The organism is Peptacetobacter sp. (assembly GCF_029264495.1).
GTDB lineage: Bacteria > Bacillota > Clostridia > Peptostreptococcales > Peptostreptococcaceae > Peptacetobacter.
The window spans coordinates 1-19,957 of record NZ_JARIBH010000078.1; the positions used below are offsets into that span (position 1 = coordinate 1).

The 19,957-nt window shown below is 26.8% G+C and carries 23 protein-coding genes and 4 tRNA genes; 22 read left to right on the forward strand and 5 right to left on the reverse strand.

Translation table 11 applies throughout. From position 1 onward, the window contains the following. Nucleotides 1-4 precede the first annotated feature (4 nt). Nucleotides 5-352 (forward strand): winged helix-turn-helix transcriptional regulator, encoded by a 348-nt coding sequence (locus Q1J78_RS07555; RefSeq protein WP_300276387.1) that lies wholly within the window; start codon nucleotides 5-7, stop codon nucleotides 350-352. 58 nt (nucleotides 353-410) lie between these two features. Here Q1J78_RS07555 and Q1J78_RS07560 read toward each other — a convergent pair whose 3' ends face one another. After that, entirely contained in the window at nucleotides 411-1,577 is a 1,167-nt protein-coding gene (locus Q1J78_RS07560; RefSeq protein ID WP_300276312.1) for an iron-containing alcohol dehydrogenase, read from the reverse strand. A gap of 272 nt (nucleotides 1,578-1,849) precedes the next feature. On the opposite strand from Q1J78_RS07560, the gene Q1J78_RS07565 reads away from it, so the two are divergent. From Q1J78_RS07565 to Q1J78_RS07640, 16 genes are all read left to right on the forward strand, one after another. Next, entirely contained in the window at nucleotides 1,850-2,101 is a 252-nt protein-coding gene (locus Q1J78_RS07565; protein WP_300276389.1) for a putative Se/S carrier protein, read from the forward strand. An 18-nt stretch (nucleotides 2,102-2,119) separates the two neighbouring features. Continuing rightward, nucleotides 2,120-2,311 carry a DUF951 domain-containing protein gene (locus Q1J78_RS07570; protein WP_300276314.1) on the forward strand — a complete coding sequence of 64 codons (192 nt, stop codon included), beginning with the start codon at nucleotides 2,120-2,122 and terminating at the stop codon, nucleotides 2,309-2,311. Between the two features lie 164 nt (nucleotides 2,312-2,475). Continuing rightward, nucleotides 2,476-3,672, forward strand: a complete 1,197-nt coding sequence (locus Q1J78_RS07575; protein ID WP_300276316.1) for an aminotransferase-like domain-containing protein — start codon at nucleotides 2,476-2,478, stop codon at nucleotides 3,670-3,672. A gap of 284 nt (nucleotides 3,673-3,956) precedes the next feature. Then, the gene (gene rpsF / locus Q1J78_RS07580) at nucleotides 3,957-4,241 is read left to right on the forward strand and encodes a 30S ribosomal protein S6 (RefSeq protein ID WP_300276318.1); all 285 of its coding nucleotides are present in this window, start codon (nucleotides 3,957-3,959) and stop codon (nucleotides 4,239-4,241) included. A gap of 30 nt (nucleotides 4,242-4,271) precedes the next feature. Then, nucleotides 4,272-4,751: a single-stranded DNA-binding protein gene (locus Q1J78_RS07585; RefSeq protein WP_300276320.1), complete on the forward strand. Its 480-nt coding sequence runs from the start codon at nucleotides 4,272-4,274 to the stop codon at nucleotides 4,749-4,751. 18 nt (nucleotides 4,752-4,769) lie between these two features. Beyond that, nucleotides 4,770-4,997, forward strand: a complete 228-nt coding sequence (gene rpsR, locus Q1J78_RS07590; protein ID WP_040410706.1) for a 30S ribosomal protein S18 — start codon at nucleotides 4,770-4,772, stop codon at nucleotides 4,995-4,997. A gap of 304 nt (nucleotides 4,998-5,301) precedes the next feature. Further along, complete coding sequence (locus tag Q1J78_RS07595) at nucleotides 5,302-6,279, forward strand: DUF2232 domain-containing protein (protein WP_300276326.1); 978 nt, start codon at nucleotides 5,302-5,304, stop codon at nucleotides 6,277-6,279. Between the two features lie 10 nt (nucleotides 6,280-6,289). Next, the gene (locus Q1J78_RS07600) at nucleotides 6,290-8,284 is read left to right on the forward strand and encodes a DHH family phosphoesterase (RefSeq protein ID WP_300276328.1); all 1,995 of its coding nucleotides are present in this window, start codon (nucleotides 6,290-6,292) and stop codon (nucleotides 8,282-8,284) included. Continuing rightward, a complete protein-coding gene (gene rplI, locus Q1J78_RS07605) occupies nucleotides 8,285-8,737 on the forward strand; it encodes a 50S ribosomal protein L9 (protein ID WP_300276330.1) in 453 nt (150 codons plus the stop codon). Between the two features lie 13 nt (nucleotides 8,738-8,750). Continuing rightward, on the forward strand, nucleotides 8,751-10,079 hold the full coding sequence (gene dnaB / locus Q1J78_RS07610) for a replicative DNA helicase (protein WP_300276332.1): 1,329 nt from the start codon (nucleotides 8,751-8,753) through the stop codon (nucleotides 10,077-10,079). Nucleotides 10,080-10,329: 250 nt separating this feature from the next. Further along, nucleotides 10,330-10,405 (forward strand) — tRNA-Lys (locus Q1J78_RS07615). Between the two features lie 5 nt (nucleotides 10,406-10,410). Then, a tRNA-Glu gene (locus Q1J78_RS07620) sits at nucleotides 10,411-10,485 on the forward strand. A gap of 7 nt (nucleotides 10,486-10,492) precedes the next feature. Next, nucleotides 10,493-10,568: transfer RNA gene (locus Q1J78_RS07625), tRNA-Val, on the forward strand. A gap of 13 nt (nucleotides 10,569-10,581) precedes the next feature. After that, nucleotides 10,582-10,657 (forward strand) — tRNA-Thr (locus Q1J78_RS07630). 544 nt (nucleotides 10,658-11,201) lie between these two features. Further along, on the forward strand, nucleotides 11,202-11,798 hold the full coding sequence (rpsD, locus tag Q1J78_RS07635) for a 30S ribosomal protein S4 (protein WP_300276334.1): 597 nt from the start codon (nucleotides 11,202-11,204) through the stop codon (nucleotides 11,796-11,798). Nucleotides 11,799-11,934: 136 nt separating this feature from the next. Further along, nucleotides 11,935-12,612, forward strand: a complete 678-nt coding sequence (locus Q1J78_RS07640; RefSeq protein WP_300276336.1) for a metal-dependent hydrolase — start codon at nucleotides 11,935-11,937, stop codon at nucleotides 12,610-12,612. A 75-nt stretch (nucleotides 12,613-12,687) separates the two neighbouring features. Here the strand turns inward: Q1J78_RS07640 and Q1J78_RS07645 are convergent, their stop codons facing one another. Both Q1J78_RS07645 and Q1J78_RS07650 read right to left on the reverse strand, forming a co-directional pair. Beyond that, nucleotides 12,688-13,674, reverse strand: coding sequence for an ATP-binding protein (locus tag Q1J78_RS07645; protein ID WP_300276338.1), 987 nt, complete (start codon nucleotides 13,672-13,674; stop codon nucleotides 12,688-12,690). A 21-nt stretch (nucleotides 13,675-13,695) separates the two neighbouring features. Further along, on the reverse strand, nucleotides 13,696-14,787 hold the full coding sequence (locus Q1J78_RS07650; RefSeq protein ID WP_300276340.1) for a DnaD domain protein: 1,092 nt from the start codon (nucleotides 14,785-14,787) through the stop codon (nucleotides 13,696-13,698). A 199-nt stretch (nucleotides 14,788-14,986) separates the two neighbouring features. On the opposite strand from Q1J78_RS07650, the gene Q1J78_RS07655 reads away from it, so the two are divergent. After that, on the forward strand, nucleotides 14,987-15,364 hold the full coding sequence (locus tag Q1J78_RS07655; protein WP_300276341.1) for a hypothetical protein: 378 nt from the start codon (nucleotides 14,987-14,989) through the stop codon (nucleotides 15,362-15,364). 64 nt (nucleotides 15,365-15,428) lie between these two features. Next, nucleotides 15,429-15,872, forward strand: coding sequence for an NfeD family protein (locus tag Q1J78_RS07660; RefSeq protein WP_300276343.1), 444 nt, complete (start codon nucleotides 15,429-15,431; stop codon nucleotides 15,870-15,872). Between the two features lie 31 nt (nucleotides 15,873-15,903). Here the strand turns inward: Q1J78_RS07660 and Q1J78_RS07665 are convergent, their stop codons facing one another. After that, nucleotides 15,904-16,491 (reverse strand): ATP-binding protein, encoded by a 588-nt coding sequence (locus tag Q1J78_RS07665; RefSeq protein ID WP_300276345.1) that lies wholly within the window; start codon nucleotides 16,489-16,491, stop codon nucleotides 15,904-15,906. A 708-nt stretch (nucleotides 16,492-17,199) separates the two neighbouring features. Continuing rightward, on the reverse strand, nucleotides 17,200-17,907 hold the full coding sequence (locus Q1J78_RS07670; RefSeq protein ID WP_300276347.1) for a LytR/AlgR family response regulator transcription factor: 708 nt from the start codon (nucleotides 17,905-17,907) through the stop codon (nucleotides 17,200-17,202). Nucleotides 17,908-18,102: 195 nt separating this feature from the next. On the opposite strand from Q1J78_RS07670, the gene Q1J78_RS07675 reads away from it, so the two are divergent. The 3 genes from Q1J78_RS07675 (at nucleotide 18,103) to Q1J78_RS07685 (ending at nucleotide 19,794) form a co-directional block, all read left to right on the forward strand. After that, complete coding sequence (locus Q1J78_RS07675; RefSeq protein WP_300276349.1) at nucleotides 18,103-18,906, forward strand: MBL fold metallo-hydrolase; 804 nt, start codon at nucleotides 18,103-18,105, stop codon at nucleotides 18,904-18,906. 43 nt (nucleotides 18,907-18,949) lie between these two features. Continuing rightward, a complete protein-coding gene (gene rlmH / locus Q1J78_RS07680; RefSeq protein WP_300276351.1) occupies nucleotides 18,950-19,429 on the forward strand; it encodes a 23S rRNA (pseudouridine(1915)-N(3))-methyltransferase RlmH in 480 nt (159 codons plus the stop codon). 104 nt (nucleotides 19,430-19,533) lie between these two features. Beyond that, the gene (locus Q1J78_RS07685; protein ID WP_300276353.1) at nucleotides 19,534-19,794 is read left to right on the forward strand and encodes a hypothetical protein; all 261 of its coding nucleotides are present in this window, start codon (nucleotides 19,534-19,536) and stop codon (nucleotides 19,792-19,794) included. Nucleotides 19,795-19,957 lie beyond the last annotated feature (163 nt).

Here is a 19,957-nt window from a genome sequence, read left to right on the forward strand (position 1 = left end):
AGGTATGCCAGAAGATAGAAATAATAAAGTAAGTTGTTCTAATTATAGATGTGAGATAGAAGTTACTTTAGAAGTTATAGGTGGAAAATGGAAATCTTTAATTCTTTGGTCACTGGGGAAATATAAAGTTATAAGATTTAATGAATTTAAAAGAATAATTCCTGAAATAAGTCAAAAAATGTTAACGCAACAATTAAGAGATTTAGAATCTAATAAATTAGTAAACAGAAAAATATATAATCAAGTCCCTCCGATGGTAGAATATTCATTGACAGAAATGGGAGAAAAGTTATTGCCAATATTAGAAGAAATGGACGTTTGGGGAAAGGAATTTGTTTCTAAATTCAAATAAAAAAGAGATTATTAAAAAATAATCTCTTTTTTTTATTTTTATTTTTTATATTATAAAATTAGAAGTTAACATCTTCACCGTAGTAAACAGCTTTGAATAGTTCTTTCATTTCTTCTACAGATATTTCTCTTGGATTTGTACCAGTACATGGATCAGCAACTGCTGTTTCAGCTATTGACTGTAAGTTTTCATTAAATATTTCTTCAGATAGTCCAAATTCTTTTAATGAATTAGCCATACCCATATCTTTTCTAAATTGTTTTACAACATTTACTAAAGCTTCAACTAATTCGTCTTCAGTATTTCCATTTAATCCTAATCTTCTAGCTATATCTGCATATGCATCTTTAGCTGTTTTAGCATTGAACTGTATTGCAGCAGATAGATATATAGCATTTGCTAGACCATGAGGTATGTTGAAGATTTTTCCTGTTTTATGAGACATAGAATGAACTATACCTAATATAGCATTTGAGAATGCCATTCCAGCTAAGTTTTGAGCTATATGCATATCTTTTCTAGCTTGTTCTTCTCCATTGAAAGAATTAACTAAAGTAGCATATATCATTTCTATTGATTTCATAGCTAAAGCATCTGTTATTGGATTTCTAGCATTAGAAACATAAGCTTCGATAGCATGAGTTAAAGCATCCATACCAGTATTTGCTACTAATGTTTTTGGCATACTCTGAACTAAAGCAGTATCAACTATAGCTACATCTGGAGTGATATTGTAGTCAGCTATTGGATATTTTACACCTGTTTCATTGTCAGTTATTACTGAGAATGAAGTTACTTCAGTTGCAGTACCACTTGTAGTTGGTATAGCTATAAAGTTAGCTTTTTGTCTTAATTCTGGTAAGTTAAATGGTTTTGCAGCTTCTTCAAAAGTGAATTCTGGGTATTCATAGAATATCCACATAGCTTTAGCAGCATCTATTGGAGAACCTCCACCTATACCTATTATTAAATCAGGGTTGAACTCATTCATCATTTCAACACCTTTTTTTACTGTTGCTACAGAAGGGTCGTTTTCAACACCTTGGAATATAGCAGTTTCTATATTAGCTTCTTTTAAGTTTTCTTGTATTTTTGGAACAGTTCCATCTTTTATAAGTCTTTCAGAACCTATAACTAATATAGCTTTTTTCCCTTTTACATTTTTTAAATAATCGATTGCATTGTCACCAAAGTATAAATCTCTTGGTATTGTAAATCTGTTCATATTTTTACCTCCTCAAATCTTTCTTGTTGATTACAAAACTTATTATATGATTTGCGAATGATAAAAAAAAGAAGGCACTTTTAGGTATTATAGGAACCTTTTGGTATCTTTTTAGTAAAATGAATAGTTTCAATAATAAAAAAATTTTGAGTGATTAAAAAGAAATGGAAAAGAAATACATTCTAAATTATAATATTATTATAATTAATTAAAAAAATTTTTTTTGAGTGTTATAATATTCACGAAAACAGGAGGAAAATGAATTGGAAAATATGTACATAGTAGCATTTAATTCAACACATAATGCTATAAAATCTGAAAAATTATTACAAAATGCTGAATTAAAAGTAACAACACTTCCTACACCTAGAGAAATAAGTGCTAGTTGTGGAATTTCTATAAAATTTGAGAAAGATGATGTAGATGTAGTAAAATCAATACTTTCGGATAATAATATAGAATTTAAAGGATTTTTTGTTGTAGAAAAATTAGAAGGTGGAAAAAGAAATTATTACGAAATATAAAGTTGTGGGGGTGTTTTTATGCCGTTAAATCTTGAAAAAGGCGATATTGTAGAATTAAAAAAGCCACATGCTTGTGGATGTAAGGAATTTTTAATTATTAGAACAGGTATGGACATAAAAGCAAGATGTAGACAGTGTGATAGGCTTATTATGTTAGATAGAGAAACTTTTGAAAAAAGGATAAAAAAATTAAAAAAAATGGATGAATAAATAGCTAATTTTCTAAAATAGTATAATATAATAAAATTAAAGATGATATAAAAATAACGTTATTTTTTAAGAAATAGCGTGTATTATTTACTAAAAATTTGATATAATGTAAGTATAAAATGATAAAATCATTGAAACAAACATTTTCATGGGGGTGCTTTGAAATGGCAATAAAATTTGCAAAAAGACTAGACAACTTAGAAGGATCAGCAATACGTGAACTGTTAAAATTAACAGCTAGACCAGAAGTTATATCATTCGCTGGTGGTATGCCTGCTCCAGAATTATTCCCAGTAGAAGAAATGAAAAAAATATCAGTTCAGGTTCTTGAAGAACAGGGAAAAGTTGCTTTACAGTATACTACAACTGAAGGTTATAAACCATTAAGAGAAAAAATAGCTGAAAGAATGAATACAAAATTAAAAACTAATGTAGGTCCAGACGACATACTTATAACAAGTGGTTCTCAGCAAGGACTTGATTTCTCAGGAAAAGTATTCTTAGATGAAGGTGATATAGTATTATGTGAAAGTCCATCATATATGGGTGCTTTAAATGCTTTCAAATCTTATCAGCCTAAATTTATAGAAATACCAACAGATGATAATGGTATGATAATGGAAGAACTTGAAAAAGTATTAGAAGAAAATGATAGAGTAAAAATGATATATGTTATACCAGATTTCCAGAATCCATCAGGAAGAACTTGGCCAATGGAAAGAAGAGAAAAATTCATGGAAATAATAAACAAATATGAAATTCCAGTAATAGAAGATAACCCATATGGTGAATTAAGATTCGAAGGAGAATTTTTACCATCATTAAAAGCTATGGATACTAAAGGACTTGTTATATTCCTTGGAACATTCTCTAAAATATTCTGCCCAGGATACAGATTAGGATGGACTTGTGCAGCTCCAGAAATATTAAATAAATACAATATATGCAAACAGGGAGCAGATTTACAGGCTTCTACTATATCTCAGATGGAAGTAAATAAATTTATGGAAGAATATGACTTAGACGCTCACGTTGAAAATATAAAAGCTTGCTATGTTAAACGTAGAGATTTAATGTTAAAAACTATGGAAGAAGAATTCCCAGAATGTGTTAAATTTACTCATCCACAGGGTGGTCTATTTACTTGGGTAGTACTTCCAGAAAATGTAAAAGCAGCTGAAATGGCAACTAAATGCTTAGAAAAAAATGTTGCATATGTACCAGGAGATTCATTCTTCCCTAATGGTGGAGTATACAACTGCTGTAGATTAAACTACTCTAATATGCCAGAAGACAAAATAGTTGAAGGTATAAAAAGAATGGGACAGGTTTTAAGAGAAGAATTAGCTGACCATAAATAAAAGTAAATAATTTAATTTAAATATAAGAGGATTTGTTTATCAAGTCCTCTTTTTAATTTATATATTACTACTTTAATATTATAAAAAATATTATAAAAATTTTAAATTTAAATTATCAAATAGAATAAACGTAATTATATCGTAATTTCAATATATTAATAAATAATTTTGTTGACAATAACACTCTATCATGATAATATATACAAGTATGAGAATTATAACGAATTCTCATTTCTCTGCTCTAAAATTTTAGAGCCGTTAAGTCCAAAGGGAGGTGAATTGTAGTGAGAGATTACGAATTAGTTTACGTTGTTAAACCTGTTCTAGATGAAGAAACTAGAGAAGGTGTACAGAACAAAATAAAAGAAATAATAGAAGCTAATGGTGGAGAAATAACTAAAGTAGATGCTTGGGGAAATAGAAAACTAGCTTACCCAATAGCTAAATTTACTGAAGGTTTCTATACTCTAGTTAACTTCAAATCTTCTGTTGAATTACCAAAAGAATTAGACAGAAACTTAAAAATAAACGAAAACGTAATAAGACACATGGTAGTTGTTTGTGACTAATCAAGTCTTATTTCAATAGGTGGTGTTTTAATGAATCAAGTAGCACTAGTAGGTAGACTTACTAAAGATCCTGAATTAAGATATATTCCAGGAACTGGAACACCAGTAGCCACTTTTACTTTAGCAGTAAATAGAGATTTTACTAAAAGAGATGGTACAAGAGAAGCTGATTTTATTCCTATAGAAGTTATGGGAAAAGCTGCTGAATTTTGTGCTAATTATCTTTCAAAAGGAAGATTAGTGGCATGTAATGGCCAGATAAGAGTTAATAATTATCAAACTCAGTCAGGCGAATGGAAGAACTTTACATTAGTTAGCTGTAGACAAGTCGATGCACTTGAAAGCAAAAAAGCTGCTTCAGAAGGTTCTTACAACAATTTTGAAAATAATTACAGTAATAACATAAACAATCAGAATGAACAGGCCTTTGAACCTGGTGGTCCTTCTCCAAATCCGGACATGGACATAAATGGGTTCGGAGCGGTTGAAGATGACGATATACCATTTTAAAAAGGAGGGAAATTAGTCATGATGAACAAAAGAAGACGTAAGAAAAAAAGAGTTTGTCAGTTCTGTGCTGATAAAAATGCTAAAATAGATTACAAAGATACTCAGAGATTACAGAGATATGTTACTGAAAGAGGTAAAATATTACCAAGAAGAATATCAGGAACATGTGCTAAACATCAGAGAGAATTAACAAAAGCTATAAAAAGAGCTAGAAATATAGCACTTTTACCTTACACATTAGACTAGTAAATAATAACGGATAAAATCCTATCGAGTTGTACTCGATAGGATTTTTTTCGTTTTATAAATAAATTTCTAAATTTAAAAATAATAAAATTTATAGCAAATAGTATACATTATATAAAGACTTTTATATATATATATTTATGATATAATATTAATATTGAAAGTATTAATTTTGTGTGAGAATAAAATAAAAATAAGTTTTCGCTACAACATTAAAATATAATATAAAGAATTTATAAATTATGATTAGTTATATAAATTATAGATTTATAAATTTTATAATAGATGTAATAGGAGAGAAGATATGAAGAAACCGAATCAAGTGGTATCTGTTACAGTGCTTACAATACTTGCAATCATGTTAGCAATTGTAACATCGAATTTCACAACAGCATCGGTACGGATAGTTTTTACAATTTGTATACCATTTGCAGTTATTGGAATGATATCCACTGAAAAACAAGCTTGGTTAGCATTTATAGCTTCTGTTATAGCATTATTTTCGCTAACAGAAGTCAGGTATGCTGTAGAAGTTACAATAAGTTTTATTACACCGTCTATTCTACTCGGTAGGTTTGTAGATGTTGTGAAAGATAGAGATTTTGAAGATAGAAACGAACCTCTTTATATGGGAATAATAATATTTATTTTATCTACAATCGCATACTTTATAATAGCTAAATATTTACTTAATATAGATTTATTAAAACAAATGATAGATTTATTTAATAGTTCCTCTAAAATGCGGTTAGAGAATATGACAAAAGAACAACTTGAATTGATAGGAAATATTACAGTTACAGATATGACAAATATGATGAGAAACTTATTAGTATCAATTTTATTTATACAGTCTTGTATTTGTGTATTTTTATCATATTATTTAGGTGGTTTAATAGCTGAAAATATAACTGATAAATCGTTTAGAAGAATTAGAATGACTGAATTTTATTTACCGGGAAATTCAGTTGTAATAACATTTGTAATATATGTTTTAGTATATTTAGCATCATATATGAAATTACCTATAAATACTATTGCTATAATGAGTAATTTACAACTTATTTTCAATATATTATTTATGTTACAAGGGATTTCGTTGACGATGTATTTTATAAAGACAAGAATTATTCAAAGAAAATCTAGTATAATATTTCCAATGATAATAATAATTACTTTAGGAATGATGGGTGGAGTGATGTTGTTATCTATACTAGGTATGCTTGATTGTATTATGGATTTTAGAAAGATAAAAACAAATAGTACTAAAAAATCCATATAGGAGGATTGAAATGAATATAAAGCCAAATTTTGATAAAATTAATCGAGAGAATACAATATATATGGTTATAATGCTTGCTGGAGGATTATTTATTTCATATTATAATTTCTTAATAGGAGCAGTTTTTATAGCTATTTCAGGTATAATATTTTACCTAAATTTTAGAAAAAGTGAATCAAAAAAGAGAGAGTGGTTAAAATATGTTGAAGAATTATCTTTAAATATGGATAAAACCGCAAAAAAATCTATAAAATATCTACCAATACCTATGTGTGTGATAGAATTTAATGGAAAAATAGTTATGCACAATGATAAATTTTCTGAAATTGTAGGAAATAATAGATTGTTAGACAGAGATTTAGAAGATATTGTAGGAGAAATAGATTTAAATAAAGCATTAAATGATGAAAATGAAATGTATTCAGAAATAGAATATAAAAATAAAAAATATAATATTGTATATAGAGTAATAAAAAATAAAACTGATTCAGATATAGAATATATGATGGTTCTTTATTGGTTGGATAATACAAAGTATTTAGATCTTAAACAAAAATTCATAAATGAAAAGACAGTAATAGGAATTATAGAAGTTGATGGATATGAAGAAGTTTTAAAAAGTGCTGATGAAGAAAATAGACCTCTTATTACAGCAGATATAGAAAGAGTTTTATCTACTTTTGAAACAGAGTCAAAAGCAGCATTAAAAAGAATATCAAAAGAAAAATTCTTTTTAGTTATGAATAGAGAAGAACTAAAGAAAATAGAATCAAATAAATTCGAGATATTGGACAAAATTAGGCATATAGAACATTCAAATACTCTTCCTGTAACAATAAGTATGGGATTGGGAATTGATGGTGAAACAATAAATGATAATTTTAAAATGGCAATAGGAGCTTTGGATTTAGCATTAGGAAGAGGAGGAGATCAGGTTGTTGTAAAAACAAAGGATAATTTCTCATTCTATGGTGGAAAATCAAAAGCGGTAGAAAAGAAAACAAAAGTAAAATCAAGACTTATAGGTCATGCACTTAGGGAAATTATAAATCAGAGTGAAAAAATTCTTATAATGGGACATAGATATCCTGATATGGATGCAATGGGTGCAGCAGTTGGGATTTATGATCTTTGTAAGGCATGTGGAAAAGAAGCTAATGTAGTATTAGAAGTTGCAAATGATTCTATAGATATATTTGCGAAAAAAGTAAAAAAAGACAGCTATTATAAGGGAATATACATAAACCACGAAACAGCTATAGAAGAATGTGATGAAGATACATTAGTTATAGTTTTAGATACACATAGACCAAACTTTACAGAATGTCCTAAACTATTAGATATATCAAATAAAGTAGTAGTAATAGATCACCACAGAAGAGGAGTGGAATTTATTAGCGATACTGTTTTATTATTCCATGAGATATATGTATCTTCTACATGTGAAATGGTAACAGAGCTTATTCAGTATATGGATGAAAATATTAAAATAAATAAGATTACAGCAGAAGGTCTTTTAGCAGGTATAAACTTAGATACCAAAAACTTTGCTTTTAAAACAGGTGTTAGAACATTTGAAGCTGCATCTTATCTTAGAAAGATTGGAGCAGATACTGTAGAAGTCAAAAAATTATTTAATGCAGATATAAGTGATTTTACAACAAAAGCTGAGATTATCCAAAATACAAAGATTATAAATAATAGAATTTGTATAGGATATACTTCATCAGAAATAGATAATGTAAATGTAATTATAGCAAAAGCAGCAGATGAGCTTTTAAATATTAGACAAGTTGAAGCATCTTTTGTACTAGGCCAAAAAGACGATAGGGTATTTATAAGTGCAAGATCTTTAGGAGATATAAATGTACATGTTATGATGGAAAAACTTGGAGGTGGCGGACATATTGATATAGCCGGAGCCCAACTTAAAAATGTATCATTAAAAAAAGCATATAATATGGTACATGAAATAATAGAAGAATTCTTAGAGGAGGATAAATAGATGAAAGTAATATTATTAAAAGACGTAAAAGGAACAGGTAAAAAAGGAGAAATGAAAGAAGTTAGCGATGGTTACGCAAGAAACTTTTTATTCCCTAAAAAAATGGCAGTTCAAGCAGATTCAGGAAATATAAAAGAGTTAAAAGAAAAACAGAAATCACAGGAATTCCATGCTCAGAAAGAATATGATGAAGCAGTTTTATTAGGAAAACAGATGGAAGAAATAAATATAGAAATATATACAAAAGCTGGCGATGGAGGAAGATTATTTGGTTCAATAACTTCTAAAGAAATAGCTGAACAGCTTAAAAAACAAAAAGGAATAACAATAGATAAAAGAAAAATAAGTCTTGATGAACCTATAAGAGTATTAGGATCAAGAAGAGTTGAAATAAAAATACATCCAAAAGTAACTACTAATATAAGAGTAGATGTTAAAGAAAAAAATAAATAAGTAGGGTAGAAAAATGGCAGATATAACTAGAATACCACCTCACAGTGTCGAATCAGAGCAGTCTATTCTAGGTTCAATACTGCTTGATAAAGACGCTATAATTACAGTAGCAGAGACAATTTCTCCAAGTGATTTTTATAAAGATGCACATAGAATTATTTATGAGAGTATGATGTCTCTAAACAACAGAAATGAACCTATAGATATGATAACCCTTACAGATGAGCTTAGAAAAAGGGGATATTTAGATGATATAGGAGGGGTAACATACCTTACAAGTTTATCAACAATAGTTCCGACAACATCAAATGTAAAAAATTATGCAAATATAGTAAAAGAAAAATCAGTACTTCGACAACTTATAAAGACATCAAACGAAATAATTAACTTAGGATATGAAAATGCTGAAAGTTCAGAAGATGTTTTAGATTTTGCTGAAAAGAAAATATTTGATATAGCACAAGAGAGAACTAGTGATGATTTTAAACCTATAAATCAAGTGTTAATGGATACATATGGTATGATAGAATCGATATATTCTAAAAAAAGCGATGTAATAGGAATAACTACTGGATTTAAAGATTTAAATAAGAAAATAAATGGATTACAAAGAACAGATTTAATACTAGTAGCTGCAAGACCTGCTATGGGTAAAACTGCATTTGCACTTAATCTTGTACAAAATGCAGCTATAAAAGGAAATGCATCTGTTGCAGTATTTAGTTTAGAAATGTCAAAAGAACAGTTGGCGCAGAGAATGATAGCTGCACAGTCTAATGTAGAATTGAAAAAGATGAAAACAGGTACATTAAATGATGCTGATTGGCCAAGAATAATAAACGCAATGGCTGTTATGTCAGATGCAAAAATATTTATAGATGATACTCCAGGTATAAAAATAAATGAACTTAGATCTAAATGCAGAAAATTAAAAATGGAAAATGGATTAGACTTAGTTATGATAGATTATCTTCAGCTTATGGAGAGTGATTCTAAAAATGAAAGTAGACAGCAAGAAATATCAAAAATTTCTAGATCTCTTAAAATATTAGCAAAGGAACTAGATTGTCCAGTAGTAGCTCTTTCGCAGTTATCAAGAGCACCAGAACAAAGGGCAGACCATAGACCAGTTCTTTCTGATTTAAGAGAGTCTGGAGCTATAGAACAGGATGCTGATATAGTAATGTTCCTTTATAGAGATGAATATTACCATTCTGATTCAGAAAAAAAAGATATAGCAGAGATAATAATTGCAAAAAATAGACATGGAGAAACTGGTTCAGTTGAATTAGTTTGGATGGGTTCTATACAGCGTTTTGGTGATAAGATAAAAGAAATTTAAATTTTATATCCACAGAATAAAGGTTCTATAATCCTTAAATCTGTGGATATTTTTATATATATTATATAAAATCTTGGTATTTCAATATATAGAATAGAAAAAATATCCACAATATATATGTGGATAAATGTGGATAAGTATTTCTTATAAATTATTGAAAAAAAATAAAAAAAAGTGTTGACGAATAATATATTTATGGATATAATATTACTTGTGATTGAGAGAGGAAACTTTCTCAGAAAAATAAGATGGTCTATTAGCTCAGTCGGTAGAGCACTTGACTTTTAATCAAGGTGTCCCGCGTTCGAATCGCGGATAGATCACCATCTTCGGCCCGTTGGTCAAGCGGTTAAGACACCACCCTTTCACGGTGGTAACAGGAGTTCGATTCTCCTACGGGTCACCATTTTAGTGGGGTTATAGCTCAGCTGGGAGAGCATCTGCCTTACAAGCAGGGGGTCACAGGTTCGAGCCCTGTTAACCCCACCATTAAATTTTATACGCTGGTGTGGCTCAATTGGTAGAGCAGCTGACTTGTAATCAGCAGGTTGTAGGTTCGAGTCCTATCACCAGCTCCATTTTCCAAATCTGATTGCATAGCATGAGGATTTATTTTTTTATAAAAATATAGTGGACTGTTTACAATTATAAACAGTCCATTTTTTATATTTAAATATATTTCTTTATTGTTGATATAAAAATATTTATTTTTAATAGGAGTATTTTTAATAGTAGATAGATTATAAGAAAATTGAGTAAATGATAAAATTGATAATCTAAATATTAATGAAAATCATTTACAGTTATGATTAGTTGTGTTATTATAATAATCAGGAAAGCAAATACCCCCAAATGTCTGCAGGGGATAAATATATTAAGATAGTACTTTATATATTGCCATTAAGTATTTGTGCCGACAAAAAATACACTACTTCTTACTTGATACTACCAAACACTCTTGGTAGTATCTTTATTTTTTGTAATTTAACTAGTTGATAAAAAATGAGAAAAAAATACATTTAATGTTAATGAAAATCATTTACGGAAAGAGGAAATATATGATATATTATAGATAGGCTTAAAAATTATCGCGGCAAATTTAATTTTTAAGGAGAAAAAACAATGGCAAAAATGATGGGACCAAGATTCAAACAATGTAGAAGACTTGGATTAAATGTATGCGGACATCCAAAAGCAATGGATAGAGCTGAAAGAGGAACTTCAAGAGCAGATAAGAAATTATCTCCATATGGGATACAGCTACTTGAAAAACAGAGATTAAAAGCGTATTATGGTGTACTTGAAAAACAGTTTGCAAACTATGTACACAAAGCGGAAAAATCAAAAGAATCAACAGGTACTGTACTTATTCAGTTACTTGAATGTAGACTTGACAACATAGTATACAGATTAGGACTTGCATCTTCAATAAGACAAGCTCGTCAGATGGTTGTACATGGTCATATATTAGTAAATGGCAAAAAAGTAGATAGACCATCTTTCGGACTAAATATAGGTGATGTAGTATCTTTAAGAGAAAAATCTCAGTCTAATGCAATGTTTAAAGAGAATTTTGAAAGTGGTGAATTAAATTCACTTCCATACATAGAAAAGAACATGGAAAAATTCTCTGGTACGCTAATTAGAAAGCCTGAAAGAAACGAAATACCAATAGAGATAAACGAAATCCTAGTGGTAGAATATTACTCAAAATTATAATCGCCTAAAATAGAACCTCAAATCAGGGGTTCTATTTTTTTATAAAATTTTAGAATAATAGACAGATATATTGACATATAAATAGGAAAAATTATAGGATAGAACCAAAGAATAATCTAAATTGGAGGTAAAACTTATGAAAATAACATTTTTAGGACATTCTGTAGTATTAATAGAAAATAAAAATATAAAAGCTATAATAGATCCATTTATAATAGGCAATGAACTATGTCCACTAGAATTAGATGAAATAAATGGTTTAACTCATATATTTATAACTCATGGACATTCAGACCATATGGGGGATTGTATAGAATTATCTAAGAAAAATAACGCTATGGTAATAGCCAATCATGAAATTGCTCATTATCTAACTAAAAAAGGATGCAATGTTCACTCAATGCATATAGGTGGTAAATTTAAATTTGACTTTGGAACAGTAAAAATGACTCAAGCTATACATGGCTCAGGTATTGAAGATGGAGAAGATATGATATATGGTGGAAATCCATGTGGATTTTTATTTGATATAGATGGGAAAAAGATATATCATTCAGGTGATACTGGGCTTACTATGGATATGAAACTATTGGAAGATGAACATATAGATTTAGCATTTTTACCGATTGGAGGTAACTTTACAATGGATGTTAAAGATGCTGCTAGAGCCTGTGAATTTATTAAACCAGATAAAGTAGTTCCTATGCATTACAATACATTTGATTTAATAAAAGCAGATCCTAATAAATTCAAAAAAAGAGCAGAGTATGCAGAAGTTGTAATATTAAATCCAGGAGAAAGTATAAGTTTATAGTAGTTAGAAGAGTAAAATTCAGAATAAATAATATAATTAAATATATAAAGAAAACCACCTTTAAAAGGTGGTTTTTTATGATTCCCATCTAAGGTCATCTCCAAAGAATTCTAGTATTCTAAAATTACCAATTATTCTAGAAAAAGTTCTTTGAGAATATAATTCTGCAAGTTTTATAGGTTCTAAATTTGTTGAAATAATAGTCTTTTTACCTGAAATTAATCTAGTATTAACTATATTAAAAATTTCACCACTAGTAAAAGAATTATTAAATTCAGTACCTAAATCATCGATTATAAGCAAATCACAATCAAATAAATTTTTATAGTTTTCATCATTTATTCTTGAATCATCATCTTTTCTAAATTTATAATTTTCTAGTATTTCAAGAATACGGAAAGATGTTTGATAAATAACTATATATCCTTGATCTAAAAGAGCTTTTGCAATACAGTTACACATATATGTTTTTCCAAGACCTGTAGAACCATGGAAAAGAAGGTTATAATTATCATCTTGTGAAAAATCAGTTATAAAAGAATCACATACAGATAAAATTTTAAGCATATTTTGACGAGGAGATAATTTTCTTCCATTTTTAATCTCATCAGAAAAAATATTTAAATCAAAGTTATCAAAGTTTTCTTTATCTAAAATTCTATTTAAATTTGACATTCTATATGCTTCATTTATGATCTCTTGTTTAAGGCAAGAACATTTTTTACCACCTTCTAAAAATCCAGTATCTTTACATTTATTGCATTCATATTTGACTTCTAAATAATCTTCTGGAATACCATTTTCTAATAAAATGTCTTTTTTTCTTTTGGCTAAAGATTCCATAGCTTCCTTACATTTATATACTATTTCCTCTTTAGCATTAGTATTTTGAAGAACAGCTTTAGTTAAATTTAAACCTACAGATGAAATTTCTTCATCAATAGCCTTTATCTCAGGAATAGATTCATAAATTTGTTCTTTTCTTTTTTCCATTTCATATTCATCATTATCTCTTTTTCTCTGATATTTTAATAGAATATCTCTGACTTTTTCTTCTTTCATATGTAAATCCTCTTTCAAAATTTATTTAAATTTTTTCTCTTGACTTCTTTTTATACTGGCATTTAATTCTTCAGGTGTATAGTTATCTATAGTTTCTGTAAAGTTCTTGAATTTGTTATTATTATTAAAATTACTTTTTTTATTTTTTTGATAACCTTTATTTAAATTAGATTTTATCATATTTTTCTCTTGAATAGATTTTTCCATTTCTTTCTTTTCTAATTCTTCAACAACTCTAAGTTCAGAAATAGTATGGATTTCTTTATCTGCCCAATTTTTTATAATACCATTTATATATGATATATTTGGATTCGATATATTTTTTGATTTTGAACAAGCTTCTAAGACAAGTTCTATATCAGCTTTATAAACATCAAACCAAATATCCATAGTTTCTTTTTCTGCTTTTGTAGGTTCTCTTCTGAAAGATAACTCATTAAATACATGTCTATACATAGTATATCGCTGACTTCTTTTTGCAAAGCTACTTTCTACTTCTTCAACAGTATATAAATTTGAATCATACCAATTTCTTATAATAGCTTCAACATATTTTAATGGTTTAACTGCACCAGTTTGATCTTTAGAATGTTCATAAGCACAAACCATCATTTCTTCGCTCATATTGTATTTATCCATCATTTCCATTATAGAAATTTTTTCAGTTGGCTCTAAATATCTACCTATAATTTTATTAATTTCATTAAACATTTTTCTTATTTTAGGATTTGAATTTCTTTCAACAATATTATCTGCATTAGAAGATAGTTTTTGAGCATTATTTACAATATTCCTTTGATAGAATGCATCTAAATCTAAAAATTCTACTGAAAAATTAAACTCATTATCTAAATCTTCTTGATGAATTTTGATGATTCCACTTGATTGCCAAAATTTCCAAGCATTTATAACATCTGATAAAGGAACATCTAAATTTTGAGCAATAGACAAGTTATCAAATTTAGGATTATAATGTCTATCTGTCGCCATTCTATACCCAAGTAGATAAACTTTTACAGCAAGTCCATCTGCCATTGGCATAAAAATATCTATAAATACATTGGAGATTAAAGTATTTCCAAAATTACTTTCATTTTCTTCAATAAAAAACATTAAATCACCTCACTATTAATTATATCACACTGAAAAACAAGGATATAAAAAAATATATATATTGTCAAGTTATACCAAAAAATATACAAGATAGGCATATTATATTGTATATTTTGACGTTGATAGTATAATGAAATTAAATAAAAGAGAAATTTAAAAAAATTTCTTAAATGTATATATAAAGAGAGGAGTGTTTGATATGCTATCTAAAAAAAGTAAAAAAATTGATATATTTGGAGTAATTACAATAATAGTAGTATCAATAACTACTTTTTGTATAAAAGAAAATAATATAAAAAATCTTCCTGAATCTATTATTTATATAGGTATTGTAATTTTTATATTAGGACTTATATATACAATTATGGAAAAGAAAATGAATCTTCCATATTTTTATGGAAAATGCCAAAGTGGTGGTTCAAATGCTAATTCATTTGTAGTTATTGGATTAGGTATTGGAATAATGGGACAAAGTATTTATATGGAAATTATACTATTAATATCTCTTATATTAGTAGTACTTATTGTAAGAAATTTAATTGAAAGAAAATATTTAGAAAAAAATAAACAAGAATAAAGTGTAATAAATATAAAAAAGCTATTAGATTAATTTCTAATAGCTTTAAAAATAAGGAGATTATATGTATTATATAAAAGAAATATTTGGTATTTTTATGATATTTTATGGATTCATAATGTCTGCAATAGAAAGATTTATGGGAATGGAAATTTGGGGATCTCCATACCAACAACATGGAATATATAATGGATTTATGAGTAGTTTAGTTGGTTCGATATTGATAATATCTACTGTTCAGCAATTCTTTTTTATAAGTTTACCAATTATACTTATAAATGTTATTGAACAAGTAATCTTATTAGATTTTTTAAAGAGAAGAAATAAAAAATATATAGGAAAAGAAGGAAAAGCAATTTCTGATATAAATAAAAAATGTAAAGGTAAAATGGATATATTTGGAGAAGTTAAAAAGGTTTACTCACAAAGAGAAGATATAAAAGCAGGTGATATAATTTATATATCCGATACAAAAGGTTATACATTAATTGTAGAAAAATTAAAATAGAAGTACTGAAAATTCAGTACTTCTATTTTTTTTAAGGTATTGGAATAAGTATTTTAGTATAAAAAATATTTTTATCAAAATCAAATAAAATTTCTCCATCATATTTTTTTAAAGTACTTTTTACACTTTTTAGTCCTATACCATGTAGTAATTTATTTGTTTTGGTTGTCATAAACTCATTATCTTTAAAGTTAATATCGTTATTTGTGCTATTGGAAAGTTTTGCTACAAAAATAGAATCCATTGATAATCCTTTTAAAATTATATTTCGTTTAGAAGGTTCTACTTTTAAACAAGCTTCAATAGCATTGTCTAATAAATTAGAAAAAATTGAGCAAATATCTTCATCTTCCATAAAAGAACAGTTTTTAAAATTAATATCACAAGTAAAAGTAATATTATTTCTCAAGCATAAATTATTTTTTTCGTGAAGAACAGTATCTAATATTATATTTCCAGTATTAAATTTATTTCCGTATTCCTCTAAAAGAAGTTCTACTTTTTCAATATAAGAATTAGATTTTTCAATATTAGCATCGTATTTCATGCATAATATATGATTTTTCATATCATGATATAATTCTCTAGAATATTCATTTTTCTTATTCAGTATATCCATATAAAATAATTGTTTTTTATTTTTTGAAGCACAAAATATAATAAATAAAAGCGATATATTTGAAACAACTATAATTGAGAGAATTAATATAAATATATTAGAATTAGAGATAGCTTTATTATTTTTAGATTCTAATACAATACAAGTTAAAATCAACATATACACAAAATTAGTTAAAATTGGAGTAAAAAATAAATTTAAATATTTCTTTTTATTTTCTTTTGATTTATAGAGTAATCTATAAGAAGAAAAAATATAAATATATATATATGTTATAAATATTAGTTTCTCTAAAAGAATAGAAATATATTTATAGTTATATGAGTTTGTAACTACGTCAAAATGCATAAAATAATAAATGTTATTAGTTATTTTAAAAGATAAAAAATATGTAAAAATAAGCAAACACCAAAAAATTAATGAAACAAAAAAACTTTTATAAATATTAACCTTATATTCTAAGCTGAGGAATATAAAATATAATAAACCGATTATTAAAAAAAACGAAATATTTATATTTATAGAAAAGTATAAAGATATTGAAATTATAAGAGAAAAAATTATTATTTCTAAATAATGAAAATCTATTTTTTTTGAGAATAAATAATCATATATTTTTCTACAAATAAATAAATCTATTATAAGTGAAAAAAATATTACTATCTGTAAAATATTTAAATCTTTTAACATAATAATCTCCTAATAAACTTAAAATAATGAATCACATAAATATGATGTAAGTCTAGTTTTAAACTCTTTATATCTCGGTCTACTTATAGGAATAGTATATTTCCCAATAGTAACAAAATTAGGATTTATTGAATTTACTTTATCCATATTAACTAAATAACTATTATGACATTTAAAAAAACTAGAACTGTTTATAGTAGTTTCTAAATCTTTCAAACTCATTTTAAGAGAATAAGAATTATCTTTTGTATATATAGTAGTATTTTTTTGAATAACCTCAGCATATAAAATATCATCTAAATTTAAAATTAATAAATTAGATTTGTATTTTAAACAAATTTTTTTGTTTTTATGATTTATTTCTTTTATACATAAGTCTAAATAATTGAAAAGAAGATTTTTATCTATAGGTTTTAATAAATATCTAAAAGCCTTTACTTCATAAGCTTCAAAAACATATTCTTGCAATGCTGTAGTAAAAATTATTTCAATATTTTCATCAAATTTTCTAATTTCTTTTGCAGTATCCATTCCAGATAAACCTCTCATTTTTATATCAAGAAATAATATATCTGTGTATTTGTTATATTTCTTTATAAGCTCTTCTCCAGAATTAAATAAATTTATATTATATTCTATTTTCAAATTATCGAGGTGTTCTTTTATTAGAGATTCTAAATAAAGTGCTTGAATATTTTCATCTTCACATATTGATATATTTAACATCTACTTCTTCTCCCATTTAATATAATAACTAAATTATATCATTTTAATTTGGTAATTGGAAATTAACACAAATATATTTGAGCAACATATATTTTTGAAAAAAATCAAAAATAGTAATAATGATGAAAAGAATTAAGCAAAAAACTTATAAAATTGATATAATAAATAGGCGAGATAAAGATAAGAGGTGAAAAGATGATAAAATATTGTTCAGTTGGAAGCGGAAGTTGTGGTAACTGTCATTTTGTAGGATATAAAGATACAAATATTTTGATAGATGCAGGACTTAGTGGAAAAAGAATAACTGATGGAATAAAAGATATTGGAGAAAAACCTGAGAATTTAAAGGGAATATTTATAACCCATGAACATTCAGATCATATAAAAGGTGCGGGAATAGTTTCGAGAAAGTTTAATATACCAATTTTTGCGAATTTAGAAACTTGGAGAGCTATGAAAGATAAACTTGGAAAAATAGAAAGTAGTAATATGGTAGTTTTTGAAAATGATAAAAATTATTCTATAGGAGATATGATAATAAGACCTTTTTCTATAGAACATGATGCAGCAAATCCAGTTGGATATAATCTTTGTGCAAAAGGTGGTAGTGAAAAAGTATCAATAGCTACAGATATAGGTCTTGTTACAGATAATGTAAGAAAAAATCTATATAAATCTAAATTAGTCATACTTGAATCAAACTATGATAAAAATATGCTTTTAGCAGGATCATATTCATATGCATTAAAAAGAAGGGTTATGTCTGAAGTAGGTCATCTTTCTAATGATGAAGCAGGGAAGTTTTGTGTGGAACTTTTAAAAAATGGAACAGAAAGAATACTTTTGGCACATTTGAGCAAAGAAAATAATTTTCCAGAATTAGCATATGAAACATCTAAAGGAATTCTAACACAGAATAATTTTATAGTAGGTCAAGATATAAAATTGGATGTACTTTTAAGAAATGATATATCTGATGTATATAAGGTCAATCCTTAGAATTTGATAAAAAATTAAAAAGTAAGAAAAGAAAGGAAGATATATGAATATAAATATAATTGGAGTTGGAAAAATAAAAGAAAAATATTTAAAATTAGGAATAGATGAATTTAAGAAAAGATTATCTAAGTATTGTAAATTAGATATAATCGAACTTGATGATGAAAAGGCTCCAGAAAAATTGAGTGAAAAAGAAATGCTTATGGTAAAAGATAAAGAGGGGAAAAAGATTTTATCAAAGATAAAAGACACTAGTTATGTTATTGCACTTGCAATAGATGGAAAAAATTTATCGTCAGAAGAATTAGCAGATAAAATGAGCGATTTAGCAGTTAGAGGAAATAGCAATATAACATTTGTAATAGGTGGTTCTCTTGGACTTTCAGATGAGGTCTTAAATAGAGCAGATTATAAGCTATCTTTTTCTAAAATGACATTCCCTCACCAGATGATGAGACTCATTTTACTAGAACAAGTCTATAGAGCATATAGAATAAATAACAATGAACCTTATCATAAGTAACGGAGCGCGGTTTTTATTTTTATGCAATTAATAATAAACATTTGCCAAAAAGTATATTATTGTGTAGAATTATTATTAAATATATAGTAAAGGGGTTAATAATAATGTCAAATAATTGCATAGTTTGTGGTAAACCACTTAATATTTCACAGTATAGTGAAGATGGAAAGTATAAGTCATGTCCAAGCTGCTCTCAAAATAATGGAAAAGAGCATGTATATTATGAATATCCAGAACATTTTGGAACAACTCCTAAAAGAGCATCATCAAAGAGACCAGAAGGTCCACAAAGTCATTGTGAAAGTTGTAGATTTGATAGGGATTCATATCCTAAAGAGATTTTATGCAGTAAAATAAATGAATAAATATGTTCAAAAAAGAGGTAATACTATTTTTATAGACTTACCTCTTTTTTATTTGTCAACAAAAGATATATAATGTTGTTGTCTTAAATAATTAAATACTATATAATGTAATAATGTAGTAACGAATTGTAGTAACAAAATGTAGTAACAATAACGGAAATTA

What these genes read in the sequence shown, in the direction of transcription:
- Q1J78_RS07555 (WP_300276387.1), top strand. Translation starts at nt 5, where the DNA reads ATGCCAGAAGATAGAAATAATAAAGTAAGTTGTTCTAATTATAGATGT.
- Q1J78_RS07560 (WP_300276312.1), bottom strand. Translation starts at nt 1,577, where the DNA reads ATGAACAGATTTACAATACCAAGAGATTTATACTTTGGTGACAATGCA.
- Q1J78_RS07565 (WP_300276389.1), top strand. Translation starts at nt 1,850, where the DNA reads ATGTACATAGTAGCATTTAATTCAACACATAATGCTATAAAATCTGAA.
- Q1J78_RS07570 (WP_300276314.1), top strand. Translation starts at nt 2,120, where the DNA reads ATGCCGTTAAATCTTGAAAAAGGCGATATTGTAGAATTAAAAAAGCCA.
- Q1J78_RS07575 (WP_300276316.1), top strand. Translation starts at nt 2,476, where the DNA reads ATGGCAATAAAATTTGCAAAAAGACTAGACAACTTAGAAGGATCAGCA.
- Q1J78_RS07585 (WP_300276320.1), top strand. Translation starts at nt 4,272, where the DNA reads ATGAATCAAGTAGCACTAGTAGGTAGACTTACTAAAGATCCTGAATTA.
- rpsR (WP_040410706.1), top strand. Translation starts at nt 4,770, where the DNA reads ATGATGAACAAAAGAAGACGTAAGAAAAAAAGAGTTTGTCAGTTCTGT.
- Q1J78_RS07595 (WP_300276326.1), top strand. Translation starts at nt 5,302, where the DNA reads ATGAAGAAACCGAATCAAGTGGTATCTGTTACAGTGCTTACAATACTT.
- Q1J78_RS07600 (WP_300276328.1), top strand. Translation starts at nt 6,290, where the DNA reads ATGAATATAAAGCCAAATTTTGATAAAATTAATCGAGAGAATACAATA.
- rplI (WP_300276330.1), top strand. Translation starts at nt 8,285, where the DNA reads ATGAAAGTAATATTATTAAAAGACGTAAAAGGAACAGGTAAAAAAGGA.
- dnaB (WP_300276332.1), top strand. Translation starts at nt 8,751, where the DNA reads ATGGCAGATATAACTAGAATACCACCTCACAGTGTCGAATCAGAGCAG.
- rpsD (WP_300276334.1), top strand. Translation starts at nt 11,202, where the DNA reads ATGGCAAAAATGATGGGACCAAGATTCAAACAATGTAGAAGACTTGGA.
- Q1J78_RS07640 (WP_300276336.1), top strand. Translation starts at nt 11,935, where the DNA reads ATGAAAATAACATTTTTAGGACATTCTGTAGTATTAATAGAAAATAAA.
- Q1J78_RS07645 (WP_300276338.1), bottom strand. Translation starts at nt 13,674, where the DNA reads ATGAAAGAAGAAAAAGTCAGAGATATTCTATTAAAATATCAGAGAAAA.
- Q1J78_RS07650 (WP_300276340.1), bottom strand. Translation starts at nt 14,787, where the DNA reads ATGTTTTTTATTGAAGAAAATGAAAGTAATTTTGGAAATACTTTAATC.
- Q1J78_RS07655 (WP_300276341.1), top strand. Translation starts at nt 14,987, where the DNA reads ATGCTATCTAAAAAAAGTAAAAAAATTGATATATTTGGAGTAATTACA.
- Q1J78_RS07660 (WP_300276343.1), top strand. Translation starts at nt 15,429, where the DNA reads ATGTATTATATAAAAGAAATATTTGGTATTTTTATGATATTTTATGGA.
- Q1J78_RS07665 (WP_300276345.1), bottom strand. Translation starts at nt 16,491, where the DNA reads ATGGATATACTGAATAAGAAAAATGAATATTCTAGAGAATTATATCAT.
- Q1J78_RS07670 (WP_300276347.1), bottom strand. Translation starts at nt 17,907, where the DNA reads ATGTTAAATATATCAATATGTGAAGATGAAAATATTCAAGCACTTTAT.
- Q1J78_RS07675 (WP_300276349.1), top strand. Translation starts at nt 18,103, where the DNA reads ATGATAAAATATTGTTCAGTTGGAAGCGGAAGTTGTGGTAACTGTCAT.
- rlmH (WP_300276351.1), top strand. Translation starts at nt 18,950, where the DNA reads ATGAATATAAATATAATTGGAGTTGGAAAAATAAAAGAAAAATATTTA.
- Q1J78_RS07685 (WP_300276353.1), top strand. Translation starts at nt 19,534, where the DNA reads ATGTCAAATAATTGCATAGTTTGTGGTAAACCACTTAATATTTCACAG.